Annotated in this window: 13 protein-coding genes; 8 read left to right on the plus strand and 5 right to left on the minus strand. The window is 73.1% G+C overall.

Annotation, left to right across the window (positions count from 1 at the left end; translation table 11 throughout):
- The first annotated feature begins 116 nt into the window (after positions 1-116).
- From argJ to PZB77_RS26455, 4 genes are read left to right on the plus strand one after another with little or no spacing between them, the layout of a single operon-like run.
- Positions 117-1271 (plus strand): bifunctional glutamate N-acetyltransferase/amino-acid acetyltransferase ArgJ, encoded by a 1155-nt coding sequence (argJ, locus tag PZB77_RS26440; RefSeq protein ID WP_275495130.1) that lies wholly within the window; start codon positions 117-119, stop codon positions 1269-1271.
- Positions 1268-2224, plus strand: a complete 957-nt coding sequence (gene argB / locus PZB77_RS26445) for an acetylglutamate kinase (protein WP_275495131.1) — start codon at positions 1268-1270, stop codon at positions 2222-2224. The genes argJ and argB overlap by 4 nt, the downstream gene beginning before the upstream one ends.
- The gene (locus PZB77_RS26450) at positions 2221-3423 is read left to right on the plus strand and encodes an acetylornithine transaminase (protein ID WP_275495132.1); all 1203 of its coding nucleotides are present in this window, start codon (positions 2221-2223) and stop codon (positions 3421-3423) included. The genes argB and PZB77_RS26450 overlap by 4 nt, the downstream gene beginning before the upstream one ends.
- Positions 3424-3448: 25 nt before the next feature.
- A complete protein-coding gene (locus PZB77_RS26455; RefSeq protein ID WP_275495133.1) occupies positions 3449-3985 on the plus strand; it encodes an arginine repressor in 537 nt (178 codons plus the stop codon).
- Between the two features lie 76 nt (positions 3986-4061).
- Here PZB77_RS26455 and PZB77_RS26460 read toward each other — a convergent pair whose 3' ends face one another.
- Entirely contained in the window at positions 4062-4769 is a 708-nt protein-coding gene (locus PZB77_RS26460) for a L,D-transpeptidase family protein (RefSeq protein ID WP_275495134.1), read from the minus strand.
- Positions 4770-4867: 98 nt separating this feature from the next.
- Positions 4868-6313 carry a hypothetical protein gene (locus PZB77_RS26465; RefSeq protein WP_275495135.1) on the minus strand — a complete coding sequence of 482 codons (1446 nt, stop codon included), beginning with the start codon at positions 6311-6313 and terminating at the stop codon, positions 4868-4870.
- Positions 6314-6580: 267 nt separating this feature from the next.
- On the opposite strand from PZB77_RS26465, the gene argH reads away from it, so the two are divergent.
- The 3 genes from argH to PZB77_RS26480 all read left to right on the plus strand — a co-directional run bounded on the left by argH (position 6581) and on the right by PZB77_RS26480 (position 9500).
- Positions 6581-8014 carry an argininosuccinate lyase gene (argH, locus tag PZB77_RS26470; RefSeq protein WP_275495136.1) on the plus strand — a complete coding sequence of 478 codons (1434 nt, stop codon included), beginning with the start codon at positions 6581-6583 and terminating at the stop codon, positions 8012-8014.
- 105 nt (positions 8015-8119) lie between these two features.
- A complete protein-coding gene (locus PZB77_RS26475; protein WP_275495137.1) occupies positions 8120-9091 on the plus strand; it encodes an aldo/keto reductase in 972 nt (323 codons plus the stop codon).
- Positions 9092-9284: 193 nt separating this feature from the next.
- On the plus strand, positions 9285-9500 hold the full coding sequence (locus PZB77_RS26480) for a DUF6243 family protein (protein ID WP_275495138.1): 216 nt from the start codon (positions 9285-9287) through the stop codon (positions 9498-9500).
- A gap of 135 nt (positions 9501-9635) precedes the next feature.
- Here PZB77_RS26480 and PZB77_RS26485 read toward each other — a convergent pair whose 3' ends face one another.
- Entirely contained in the window at positions 9636-10151 is a 516-nt protein-coding gene (locus tag PZB77_RS26485) for a hypothetical protein (protein WP_275495139.1), read from the minus strand.
- Between the two features lie 122 nt (positions 10152-10273).
- Here PZB77_RS26485 and PZB77_RS26490 point away from each other — a divergent pair, with 122 nt between their 5' ends.
- Positions 10274-11815 carry an MFS transporter gene (locus PZB77_RS26490; protein ID WP_275495140.1) on the plus strand — a complete coding sequence of 514 codons (1542 nt, stop codon included), beginning with the start codon at positions 10274-10276 and terminating at the stop codon, positions 11813-11815.
- Positions 11816-11822: 7 nt separating this feature from the next.
- On the opposite strand, the gene PZB77_RS26495 is transcribed toward PZB77_RS26490, so the two are convergent.
- On the minus strand, positions 11823-12569 hold the full coding sequence (locus tag PZB77_RS26495; protein ID WP_275495141.1) for a class I SAM-dependent methyltransferase: 747 nt from the start codon (positions 12567-12569) through the stop codon (positions 11823-11825).
- Between the two features lie 132 nt (positions 12570-12701).
- Positions 12702-13373, minus strand: a complete 672-nt coding sequence (locus PZB77_RS26500) for a lysophospholipid acyltransferase family protein (RefSeq protein ID WP_275495142.1) — start codon at positions 13371-13373, stop codon at positions 12702-12704.
- Positions 13374-13375 lie beyond the last annotated feature (2 nt).

A 13375-nucleotide genomic window follows, 5' to 3' on the forward strand; every position in this document is an offset into this window, starting at 1 on the left:
GACGTGAGTCCGGCCGGGCCCGCCCCGGCCGCCGCGCGTACGGACGCCGGGCCCCGGACCACCACGGAAACCGCAGCGCCGCATCGCGCGGGCGGAGAAGCGAACGAGGAGATGCAGTGAGCGTCACGGCAGCACAGGGATTCTCGGCGGCGGGCATCGCCGCCGGGATCAAGGAGAGCGGCAACCCGGACCTGGCCCTCGTGGTCAACCTCGGGCCGCGCCGCGCCGCCGCGGGAGTGTTCACCTCCAACCGCGTCAAGGCCGCACCCGTCCTCTGGTCCCAGCAGGTCCTCAAGGGCGGCGAGGTCTCCGCCGTCGTCCTCAACTCCGGTGGCGCCAACGCCTGTACGGGACCCCAGGGCTTCCAGGACACGCACGCCACCGCCGAGAAGGCGGCCGAGGTCCTCGAAGGCCACAGCGCCGGCGAGATCGCCGTCGCCTCCACGGGGCTCATCGGCATGCTGCTCCCGATGGAGAAGCTCCTCGCCGGCATCGGCACCGCCGCGGCGGCCCTCAGTGAGGACGGCGGCACGGACGCCGCCATCGCCATCAAGACCACCGACACCGTCCACAAGACCGCCGTGGTCCGCGGCGAGGGCTGGACCGTCGGCGGCATGGCCAAGGGCGCGGGCATGCTCGCCCCGGGCCTCGCCACCATGCTCGTGGTCCTCACCACCGACGCCGACCTCGAAGCGCCCGCGTTGGACGCCGCGCTGCGCGACGCCACCCGCACCACCTTCGACCGGGTCGACTCGGACGGCTGCATGTCGACCAACGACACGGTGCTCCTCCTCGCCTCCGGCGCCAGCGGGATCACCCCGGAGCAGGACGCGTTCGCCGAGGCCGTACGGACCGTCTGCGCGGACCTGGCCCGGCAGCTGATCGGCGACGCCGAGGGCGCCTCCAAGGACATCCGGATCGAGGTCGTGGGAGCCGCGACCGAGGACGACGCCGTCGAGGTGGGCCGCTCCATCGCCCGCAACAACCTCCTCAAGTGCGCCCTCCACGGCGAGGACCCCAACTGGGGCCGCGTCCTCTCCGCGATCGGCACCACCGGCGCCACCTTCGAACCCGACCGGCTGAACGTCGCCATCAACGACGTCTGGGTCTGCAAGAACGGCAGCTTCGGCGAGGACCGCGACCGCGTCGACATGCGCTACCGGGAGGTCCGGATCACCGCCGACCTCTCCGCCGGCACGGAGTCCGCCGTCGTCTGGGCGAACGACCTCACCGCCGAGTACGTCCACGAGAACAGCGCGTACAGCTCATGAGCGAGGCGAAGACCGCGGATGCCGGGAAGAGCACGGCGCGCAAGCACACCGCCCTGCCGAAGGCACAGATCCTCATCGAAGCACTGCCCTGGCTGACCCGGCACAACGGCCGGACCGTCGTCATCAAGTTCGGCGGCAACGCCATGATCGACGACGACCTCAAGGCGGCCTTCGCCCAGGACGTCGTCTTCCTGCGGCAGGCCGGCCTCAAGCCCGTCGTCGTGCACGGCGGCGGCCCGCAGATCAACGCCCAGCTCGACAAGCAGGGCCTGGTCAGCGAGTTCAAAGCCGGCCTGCGGGTCACCACGCCCGAGGCGATGGACGTCGTACGGATGGTCCTGGCCGGACAGGTCCAGCGCGAGCTCGTCGGGCTGCTCAACCAGCACGGACCGCTCGCCGTCGGCATGACCGGCGAGGACGCCCGCACCATGACCGCCGTCCAGCACCGTCCCACCATCGACGGCGAACTCGTCGACATCGGCCGGGTCGGCGAGATCACCGAGATCGACACCGGCGCCATCGAGGCCCTGCTGGCCGACGGCAGGATCCCGGTCATCTCCTCCATCGCCCGCTCCGCCGACGACGACCACGTCTACAACGTCAACGCCGACACCGCGGCCGCCGCCCTGGCCGCCGCGCTGAACGCCGAGACCCTGATGGTCCTCACCGACGTCGAAGGGCTCTACGAGGACTGGCCCCACAGCGACGACGTCATCAGCCGCATCACCGCGACCGAGCTGGAGAAGCTCCTGCCCGAGCTGTCCAGCGGCATGGTCCCCAAGATGGAGGGCTGCCTGTACGCGGTCCGCAACGGCGTCGAGACCGCCCGGGTCATCGACGGCCGGGTCCAGCACGCGATCCTGCTGGAGATCTTCACGGACGAAGGAGTCGGCACGATGGTCGTGCCCGACGCGCAGACGACCGCCGTGGGCGGCGTGGAGGGAACGTCATGACCAACGCGGAACTCGGTCAGCGGTGGAGCGACGCGCTGATGGACAACTACGGCACTCCGCAGATCCCCCTCGTCCGCGGTGAGGGCGCCCGGGTCTGGGACGCCGACGGCAAGGAGTACCTCGACTTCGTCGGCGGCATCGCGGTGAACGCGCTGGGCCACGCCCACCCCGCGATCGTCGAGGCCGTCTCCACCCAGATCGCCTCTCTCGGGCACGTCTCCAACCTCTTCATCTCCGAACCCCCGGTCGCGCTCGCCGAGCGGCTGCTCCAGCTCTTCGGCCGGAGCGGACGGGTCTACTTCTCCAACTCCGGCGCCGAGGCCAACGAAGCCGCCTTCAAGATCGGCCGGCTCACGGGCCGGACCGGCATGGTGGCCACCCACGGCGGCTTCCACGGCCGGACCATGGGCGCCCTCGCCCTCACCGGCCAGCCCAAGAAGCGGGATCCGTTCCTGCCGCTGCCCACCGAGGTCACCCACGTGCCCTACGGAGACGTGGAGGCGCTCCGCGCCGCCGTCACCACGGACACCGCGCTCGTCGTCATCGAGCCCGTACAGGGCGAGAACGGCGTGGTCGTACCCCCGAGGGGGTACCTCTCCGCCGCCCGGGAGATCACCCGGGCCACCGGCACGCTCCTCGTCCTCGACGAGGTCCAGACCGGGATCGGCCGCTGTGGCACCTGGTTCGAGTACCAGGCCCACGAGGACGTCGAGCCCGACATCGTCACCCTCGCCAAGGGCATCGGCGGCGGGCTGCCGCTCGGTGTCACCGTCGGCTTCGGCCCGGCGGCGGACCTGATGAAGCCGGGGCACCACGGCACCACGTTCGGCGGCAACCCGGTCGCCTGCGCCGCGGGCCTCGCCGTGCTGGACACCCTGGCGGCGGACGGGGCGCTCGACACCGTCAAGCGGCTCGGCGAGCGGATCCGCGAGGAGGTGGAGGCGCTCGGACACCCCCTCGTCTCCCACGTCCGCGGCTCCGGCTTGCTGCTGGGTATCGTGCTCACGGGCCCCCACGCACCGCAGGTGCAGCAGGCCGCCCAGGCAGCGGGCCTCCTGGTCAACGCCCCCGCGCCGGATGTCGTACGGCTCATGCCGCCACTGATCATCGGCGACGCGGAGGTGGACGCGTTCCTGGCGGGCCTGCGGGACGCGCTGGACACGGTGAACCCGGGCGGCGACGGAGAGCCCGCGGCATGACCACCCGGAGAATGAGGCGACGACGATGACCGAGGCGCAGGACACCGACCACGGCGGCCCTGCCGTGCCGCAGACCCGCACGGCTCGCCACCGCCGGATCGTGGACATCCTCAACCGGCAGCCGGTGCGCTCGCAGAGCCAACTGGCCAAGCTGCTCGCCGACGACGGGCTGAGCGTCACCCAGGCGACGCTCTCCCGCGACCTCGACGAGCTGGGCGCGGTCAAGATCCGCAACACCGGCGGCGAGCTGATCTACGCGGTGCCGAGCGAGGGCGGTTTCCGCACCCCGCAGGCACCGCTGGGCGGTTCGGCCAAGGAGGAGCGGATGCGGCGTCTCTCCTCGGAGCTGCTCATCTCCGCGGAGGCCTCGGCCAACCTCGTCGTCCTGCGCACGCCCCCGGGCGCCGCGCAGTTCCTCGCCTCGGCCATCGACCAGGCCGAGCTCCACGACGTCCTCGGCACCATCGCCGGGGACGACACGCTCATGCTCATCAGCCGTGACCCGGCAGGCGGCCAGGGGCTCGCCGACCACCTCCTGCGGCTCGCCCAGAACGAGCGCTGAGCCGCTTCCCCCCTCGCGCCCGCCGACGGGGCCCGGTCCGGATCACCCGGACCGGGCCCCGCCCGCGTCGGCGGTGTCAGTAGCGGGTGACCGCGAGCTCCCCGGCGGACGTGCCGATCGCGATGTGCGGGCGTGCGGCCGGATCGGCCCAGGCGAGGAGGCGGTCCATCGCCCCGGCCGCCACCGAGACGCAGCCGGCCGTCGCCCCGGCACCGTCGACGTGCAGGAAGACGCCGGCGCCCCGGCCCCGTACCGGCTTCGCGTAGTTGAAGCCGATCACCAGGGCCCGGGCGTACTGCGTGCGGTAATCGATCAAGTGCTCGGCCTCGGCCGCCCCGCAGTCGGACGGCAGCGGCTCCGCCCACCGGTTGTAGGCGCGGGCCCCGTTGTCCTGGCACCACCACGAACGGTCCGTCACCCTGCGGTAGGGGTACGCCGTCCCGGCCGGCGCGGGCCGCACACCGAAGGCGTACGGGAGGTCGTACAGGCCGGCCGGGGTGGTGCCGGTGCCCTGTCGCCTCGTACGCCCCTCGGTCAGCCCGCCCGCCCCGAACCGGGCGGGAGCGGAACCCGCCCTCGTCCACCGCCCTCGCCGGCGCTCCCACCAGGTGAGCGTGCCGGTGGTGGACCCGGCTTCCGGGGCCTCGGCGATGATCAGCTGCCGGCCGCCGCCCGTGTCGGCCAGCCGCTCCGGTGCCGGCCGGGGAGCATCCGGGGGCGCTCCCGCCGCGACGGAACCGGTCAGGGCCAGCAGGACGGAGAAGACCACCAGGGAACTGCGCATGTCCGGACCGTACGGGCGCCCGGGAGGCGGCTCCACCGGGGTGATCCGTACGGACGAGCCGTCCGCGACCGCGTGCCCCCCCCGCCTTCGGAGCCGGGTCACGCGGTCCCGTCGGGACCGGCGGGCGGCAGCGGCTCGTACCGGGCGCGCTGCGCCTCGTGGGCGACCTCCTCGTCCTCGTCCTCCTCCATCCCCGCCAGCACCCGTTTGCGCAGCGCCAGGCCGTGCGCGCAGAGGAGCCGGAGTCCGGCCCGGCGGACGTGCGCCGGCCGGCCGGCCGCCACCAGCGCGGCCAGCCACTCCTCCGGTACGAGCAGGACGTACGGCGTCAGCGCCTTGCGCGCGGTGCGCACCACCGGCGGATGGGGATCGTCCATCGCGGCCATCAGTTCGTCGGGGGAGACCGCGTCGAGCATGCGCAGCCCGGCCAGCGCCGCCGCCCGCACCCGGCCCTCCCGATGGCGCGTCAGCGGCCGCAGCAGCACCGCCGCCGGGGGACCTCCCGACTCGGCCAGCCCGAACACCGCCCCGGGCGGCAGTGAGGGACCTGCCGGGTCCGCGCACCGCTCCCGGTAGTACGCCCCCGGGTCCGCGCCCTCCAGCCGGACCACCAGCCGGGCCGCGGTGCGCACCCGGGCCGAGGGGTCGGCGAGGTGGCAGACCGCCTCCCGCCCCCGGCCCGCCCGGTGCAGCGCCGCCACCGCCGAGGAGCGGGTCACGGCGGAGGAGGCGGTGAGCAGCGGATCGAGAAGACGGTCCGGGTCACCGGCGGTGACCCGCGCCAGGAGCGCGTCGGTGCAGAGCCGGCGGACGGCCCGGTCCCGGGCGGTCAGGATCACCTCCGTGAGCGGTCCCGACGGCAGGAGCCCCCGGTCGAGGCAGAGCCCGATGCCGAGCAGCCGGGCCCGCGGCCGGCGGCCCGCCAGCACCGCGGCGGGCAGTGAGGGCGGCAGCACGGGAGCGGCGGTGAGGACCAGCGCGAGACCGGTCCCCCCGTGCGGGCGGATCGACAGCTGTACGGCCAGCGGTACCAGGCCGGCCGCGCGCTCCACCCCCTCGGGCCGGTCCAGGGCGGCGCGGAGCGTGCGGCGGGCCCGGTCCCGCACGGGGGCCCGGCGGTCCGCGCACCGGATGAGGAGCAGCGGGAGGAGGCCGGGCCGGCCCGCGGCGAAGGGCAGGGCGGCCTCCCGCACCTGCCACCGGTGATGGCAGAGGGCGAGGGCGGTCTCCCGCTCGGAGGGCGGGAAGACCGACCAGGTCACGTCCTCGGCGTGGTCGTCCCACTCCGGCACGGGAGGAGGACCGGGAAGCCTGTCGTGGGCGCTTTCGAGGGCACGGGGGTCGTCGGCACGGGAGTACCGCGCCCGCTCGGAGCGCCGTACGGTCCCGGGGCCCCACTGGGTGCGCGCGAGGATGCCCTGGTCGAGATGGATCCATGCTTCCGGATCGGCCGTGTCCAGCGCGGTGGCCAGGGGGTCGCCCCGCAACAGGCGCTCGTGCGGCGCGAGGTCGCGCGCGCGGGACGGGTGGATCGGCTTCCGCATGGGCGCAGCCTAAGGGTGGCCCCTCCCACGCTGTTCGGGCCCCCTTTGCCGGCTACTTTGACAAAACATACGGAGGATTGCATAGTTATGCCGAGCGTGGACGCCCGCGGAACGGCTCCACCTCTTCCGCGAGGACCACCGCGGCGGCGTGGCCTCGCCCGACGGCGCGCCCCACGCCCCGCACCACGGTTGCGAAAGCGGCCTCTTCGACCCCGGTGGCGAAGGGGCGGCAGCACATCCACCCCCTTGTTCTCCGAGGAGCACGCAGTGAGCAACGGCAACGGCAACAGCGACGTACGCCTCTGGGGCGGCCGTTTCGCCGACGGACCGGCCGAGGCGCTGGCCAAGCTGTCCGCCTCCGTCCACTTCGACTGGCGGCTCGCGCCCTACGACATCGCCGGTTCCCGCGCCCACGCACGCGTCCTGAACAAGGCCGGCCTGCTCACCGGCGACGAGCTCACCCGCATGATCGCCGGACTCGACCAGCTCGAAGCCGACGTGGCGGACGGCTCGTTCACCGGCACCATCGCCGACGAGGACGTCCACACCGCCCTGGAACGCGGACTGCTGGAGCGCCTCGGCAAGGACCTCGGCGGCAAGCTCCGCGCCGGCCGGTCCCGCAACGACCAGGTCGCCACCCTCTTCCGGATGTACCTGCGCGACCACGCCCGGATCATCGGCGGCCTGATCGCCGAACTCCAGGACGCACTGGTCGGCCTCGCCGAGGCCCACTCCGACGTCGCGATGCCCGGCCGCACCCACCTCCAGCACGCCCAGCCGGTGCTCTTCGCCCACCACGTCCTCGCCCACGTACAGGCGCTCTCCCGGGACGCCGAGCGGCTGCGGCAGTGGGACGAGCGCACCGCCGTCTCGCCGTACGGCTCCGGCGCACTGGCCGGCTCCTCCCTCGGGCTCGACCCGGAGGCGGTCGCCGCCGACCTCGGCTTCGAGCGCGGCTCCGTCGCCAACTCCATCGACGGCACCGCCTCCCGGGACTTCGTCGCCGAGTTCGCCTTCATCGCCGCGATGACCGGGATCAACCTGTCCCGGATCGCCGAGGAGATCATCATCTGGAACACGAAGGAGTTCTCCTTCGTCACCCTGCACGACGCCTTCTCCACCGGCTCCTCGATCATGCCGCAGAAGAAGAACCCGGACATCGCCGAGCTGGCGCGCGGCAAGTCGGGGCGGCTCATCGGCAACCTGACCGGTCTGATGGCGACCCTCAAGGCGCTCCCGCTCGCGTACAACCGCGACCTCCAGGAGGACAAGGAGCCGGTCTTCGACTCCTGCGACCAGCTGGAAGTCCTGCTTCCCGCCTTCACCGGCATGATGGCCACGCTCACCGTCAACCGGGAGCGCATGGAGGAGCTGGCCCCGGCCGGCTTCTCGCTCGCCACCGACATCGCCGAGTGGCTGGTGAAGCAGGGCGTGCCGTTCCGGGTCGCGCACGAGGTCGCCGGTGAGTGCGTCAAGGAGTGCGAGCACCTGGGCATCGAACTCGACGAGCTGACGGACGAGCAGTTCGGGAAGATCTCCGAGCACCTCACCCCCGAGGTCCGCACGGTCCTCAACGTGCCCGGCGCGCTCGCCTCGCGCGACGGACGCGGCGGCACGGCCCCCTCCGCCGTCGCGGTCCAGCTCGCCGAGATCAAGCAGGACCTCGCGGTCCAGCACGCTTGGGCGACCGCCCGGCGGTAGACCGCCCGGCCGGGGCGCGCGCGGGGTGCGGGTGTACGAACGGCGTCGCGGGCTACGTTGACGGGGAAGGGTGAAGACCCGCCCCCGGACCACGAGGAGCCCGCGATGCCGTTCGACCGCCTGACCGGGGCCACCGCCTCGACCGCCCACATCGGCCTCGGCCTCGCCGCCGTCGGCAGGCCCGGCTACATCAACCTCCACCGCGCACGCGACCTGCCGGAGGACCGCACCCCCGACGCTCTGCGCGACCGCACCCACGAACTCCTGGACGCCGCCTACGCCCAGGGCGTCCGCTACTTCGACGTGGCCCGTTCCTACGGCCGTTCCGAGGCGTTCCTCGCCGAGTGGCTCCTCGCCCGTCCCGCCCTGGCGGACGTCGTGGTCGGCAGCAAGTGGGGCTACACCTACACCGCCGACTGGTCCGTCGAGGCCGAGGCCCACGAGGTCAAGGACCACGGGACGGCCACCTTCGACCGGCAGCGCGCCGAGACCCGCGCCCTGCTCGGCGACCGGCTCGACCTCTACCAGATCCACTCGGTGACCGCCGACAGCCCGGCCCTCACCGACAAGGAGCTGCACGCCCGGCTCGCCGATCTGGCCGCCGAGGGCGTCACGATCGGCCTGACCACCAGCGGCCCGGGCCAGAAGGACGCGATCCTCGCCGCGCTCGCGGTCACCGTGGCGGGCGAGCCCCTCTTCCGTACCGTCCAGGCCACCTACAACGCCCTGGAGACCTCGGCGGGCCCGGCGCTCGCCGAGGCGCACGGCGCCGGCCTCACCGTGATCGTCAAGGAGGTCATGGCCAACGGACGGCTCGCCGGTACGGAGGCCCCGGCGCTGATCCGCGAGATCGCCCGGGACCGGGAACTCGGCAGCGACGCGGTGGCCCTCGCCCATGTACTCCGCCGGCCCTGGGCCGGGGTGGTCCTCTCCGGCGCCGCCACGGTCGGGCAGCTCTCCGGCAACCTGCACGCCGTCACCCTCGACCTCGACGAGGAGGAACGCGCGCGGTTCGGCACCCTCGTCGAGGACCCGGAGGCGTACTGGCGCTACCGGGCGTCCCTGCCCTGGAGCTGACGGGTTCCCCGGCCGGACCCCGCCCGCACTGCCCTGGTCCGCGGGGCCCACGGAAGCGGGTAACGTCGTTGCCATGTTCTTCCGGACGCCGCCGAGCTACGAGTGAGAGCGTGACGGGCCCGCCGGCGTCCCTGTGACGCCCCCCCGCGCCCGTCCCCCACCGACCGACCCGTAGACCCCTCCTGGAGGACCCGTGACCGTGAGCAAGAACATCAACAACCCCGTCGGCATGGGAGGCGGCCAGCGCAAGCGGCTCTCCCGCACCGAACGGCAGAACAACGGCCCGCACCGCAACCTCGACCGCCGGGGCGCCGCCGACCAGAAGGCGGAACTGGTGCGCAAGATGCGCGAGAAGGCGGCCGCCACCGAGGACGCCGGGCAGACGGGCGACGACTCCGCGCAGAGCTGACGCACGGCTGCCGGGCCACACCGCACGGGGCGGGCCCCGGACCGCGACGCGCGCCCGGGTCCCGGTCGGTTGTCCGGCCCCCGATCCGCCGACACCGCCTGACGGTCCTCGCCGCCGTGGACGAACCGGTCGGGCTCAGTTCTCGGCCGCCCACCGAGCCAGCGCGTCGAAGTCGTGGCGTTCCAGTCCGACGAGCGGATCGATCTGCCGCAACAGGGCCCGGCCGGGATGGTGGACCGCCACCCACTCCCGGTCCCGCTCGCGGATCTCGTCGTCGATCCAGGCGAACGGCCGTCCGGCCGCGTACGCCACCACGTGCCGCGTCTTCCAGAGGGTCCCCTCGCCGGTGCTCCCGCCGACCTCCGGCCAGTCGACGAACGGCAGCGGTGGCAGACCCAGGTGCGGACCGATCCACTCGTTGGCCTCGTTCTTCCAGGTGGTGGCCCAGACCAGCTCGTACCGGTCGGTCAGGGCCAGCAGTTCGTCACCGTGCTCCGCGTTGAGCAGCACCGGCAGCGCCTGCCCGGTCTCCCACCCCGTCGGGCGCATGCGGTGGCGCCGGTAACCCTGCGGGCTCCGCCGCCGGGACAGCGCCATGTACGGGTTCAGCGGACCGTCGACGTCGATCAGCAGCAGCGCCTTGGTCTCCATGGCCACCATGCTGCCGCCCGGCGCCCGGGAGCGGTAACGCATAAAGGTCGGCGGGGTCCCGGTGGCCGGTCGTACACGATCGCCGGGTTGCCGTCCGGCGGCGCACACCGGAGCGTGGAGCGATGAGCACAGCGGAGCGCGGGCCCGGCGAAGAGGACGTCCACCGTTCGGGCCGCTGGATCGCGCTGGCGGTCCTCGTGCTCGCCGTCCTGCTGGTGGCGGTGGACGCGACCGTCCTCGGTCTCGCCACCCCCTTCCTCACCGAGGACCTGGAACCGACCGGCACCCAGCTGCTCTGGATCGGTGACATCTACTCCTTCGTGATCGCCGGACTCCTCGTCTCCATGGGCAGCCTCGGTGACCGCGTCGGACGCAAGAAGCTCCTGCTCACCGGTGCCTCCGCGTTCGGGGCCGTCTCCGTCCTCAATGCGTACGCCGGCAGTGCCGAGACGATGATCGCGGCCCGCGCACTGCTCGGCGTCGCGGGCGCCACCCTGATGCCGTCCACCCTGGCCCTCATCCGCAACATCTTCCACGACCCGCGCGAGCGGAGTCTCGCCATCGGCATCTGGGGCGCGGCGGCGTCGGCGGGCGCGGCGGTGGGGCCCGTGGTCGGCGGATTCCTGCTCGAACACTTCTGGTGGGGCTCGGTCTTCCTCATCAACCTGCCGGTGATGGCGGTGCTGGTCGTCGTGGGCGCCCGGCTGATCCCCGAATCCAAGGACCCGGCCCCCGGACCCTGGGACCTGCTCGGGGTCGCCCTCTCGCTCGTCGGCATCATCGGGGTGGTCTACGCCGTCAAGGAGGCGGCCGCACACGGATTCGGTGGGGGTGTCGTGCTCGCCGCCGTGACCGGCGCCGCCGCCCTGGTGTGGTTCGTCCGCCGGCAACTGCGCCTGCCCTCGCCCCTGATCGACGTGCGCCTCTTCCACCACCGGGGCTTCTCGGGGGCCGTCCTCGCCGATCTGCTCACCATCCTCGGCCTGTCCGGACTGGTCTTCTTCCTCTCCCAGTTCCTGCAACTGGTCCAGGGACGGGGTCCGCTGGAGGCCGGGCTCGCGGAGCTGCCCGCAGCCGTCGGCTCGGTGGTGGCGGGGCTGCTGGCGGGCCGGGCCGCCCGCCGCTTCTCGGTGCGGTCCGTCGTCTCCGGAGGGCTCGCCGCCGTCGGTGTCGCCCTGGCCGCGGTGACGCTGATCGGCCAGGACACCGCCTACCCGCCGATCGGAGCCGTGCTGCTGGTCCTCGGCGTCGGCGCGGGCTTCGCCTTCACGGTGACCGCCGACGTCATCCTCTCCACCGTCCCCAAGGAGCAGGCGGGGGCCGCCTCCGGGGTGTCCGAGACGGCGTACGAACTCGGCGCCGCCCTCGGCATCGCCCTGCTCGGCTCCATCGTGACGGGCCTCTACCGGGGCTTCCCCACCCCGGCCGGAGTGCCGCCGGAGACCACGGCCGCCGCCCACGAGTCGCTCGGCGGCGCCGTCGACGCCGCCGGTACGCTGCCCGCCGCCCAGGCCGATCCGCTGCTCGCCGCCGCGCGGGACGCGTTCACCGACGGCCTGCGGGCCGCTGCCGGGGTCGGCGCCGCCGTCCTGCTGGCGACGGCGGTCGCCGCCTGGTACCTGCTGCGGGGCCAGCGCCTGGAGGAGGGCGTCGAGCACCCGTGACGACCGGTCACGGCCGGCCGGCGGGCTTCTCCCAGACCGACACGTGCCGCCCGCTCTCGTTGCCGAACGGGCTCCGGTCCCAGTCCTCGAACCGCTCCCGCAGCCGCATCCCCGCGAGCTGCGCCATCAGGTCGAGTTCGGCGGGCCACACGTAGCGGAACGGGATCGAGCGGTACGTACCCCGCCCCTCCACGACATCCACGTAGTTCGAGCTCACCGACTGGGTGGCCACGTCGTACGCGTCGTACGCCCACCGCGTCGCACTCGTGTGGAACGGCACGATCCGCTGCCCGGCCGGGAGCTTCCGCAGTTCGGGGACCATCACCTCGACCACGAAGGTGCCGCCCGGCGCGAGGTGGTCCGCGACGTTGCGGAAACAGGCCACCTGCTCCGCCTGGGTCGTCAGGTTCATGATCGTGTTGAAGACCAGGTACGCGAGGGTGAAGGACCCGGACACCCTCGTGCCGGTGAAGTCCCCGATGGTCACCCCGATCGCGTCGCCGCCCGGTTTGGCACGCAGCCGCGCCACCATCGCGCGGGACAGGTCGATGCCGTGCACGGGCACCCCGCGCCGCGCCAGGGGCAGCGCGATCCGGCCGGTGCCGATCCCGAGTTCGAGCGCCCGGCCGCCGCTCGCGAGCGCCGCCAGGAAGTCCGCCGTGGTGTCCACGAGGTCCGGCGCGAACATGCTGTCCGAAGGATCGTCGTAGGTTGCCGCGATCCGCTCTCCGAAGAAGTCTTCCTTGTCACTCACGCCCGGGACGGTACCGCCGGCCGACCCGCGGCGCCCCCGGTTTTCCGGCGGCGTACGGGTGTGCGGGCGTGCGAAGGGCCCGCACACCCGGCGGCGTGCGGGGGGTGCGGGCCCGGTGCTCCGTGCCGCCGGTTACGCGGCCTTCGCCTTCGTGGCGTACATGTCCACGTACTCCTGGCCGGAGAGGCGCATGACCTCGGACATCACCGAGTCGGTGACGGCGCGCAGGACATAACGGTCGCGGTCCATGCCCTCGTAGCGGGAGAACTCCATCGGCTCGCCGAACCGGACCGTGACCTTGCCCGGCCGCGGGATGCCCGCGCCGCCCGGCTGCAGCTTGTCCGTGCCGATCACCGCGAACGGGATCACCGGGGCGCCCGTCATCAGGGTGAGGCGAGCGATGCCCGTACGCCCCCGGTAGAGCCGGCCGTCGGGGGAGCGGGTGCCCTCGGGGTAGATGGCGAAGGCGCCCCCCTCATCCAGCACCCGCCGGCCCGTCATCAGCGCGGCGACCCCGCCCCGCCCGCCGTCCCGGTCCACCGGGATCATGCCGCTGCCGGTGAAGAACCAGGCCATCATGCGGCCCTTGATCCCCTTCCCGGTGACGTACTCGTCCTTGCCGATGTAGTACACCGGCCGGTCGCAGCAGATCGGGATGATCATCGAGTCGATGAAGGTGAGGTGGTTGCCCGCGAGGATCACCGGACCGGTTCCAGGGATGTTCTCGGCACCCTCGATCTGGGGGCGGAACATCAGGCGCAGGATCGGACCGAGCACTGCCTTGATGACCGTGAGTCGGGACAACG

Origin of the sequence: Streptomyces sp. AM 2-1-1 (assembly GCF_029167645.1) — a bacterium.
In the GTDB taxonomy this organism is placed as follows: Bacteria; Actinomycetota; Actinomycetes; order Streptomycetales; family Streptomycetaceae; genus Streptomyces.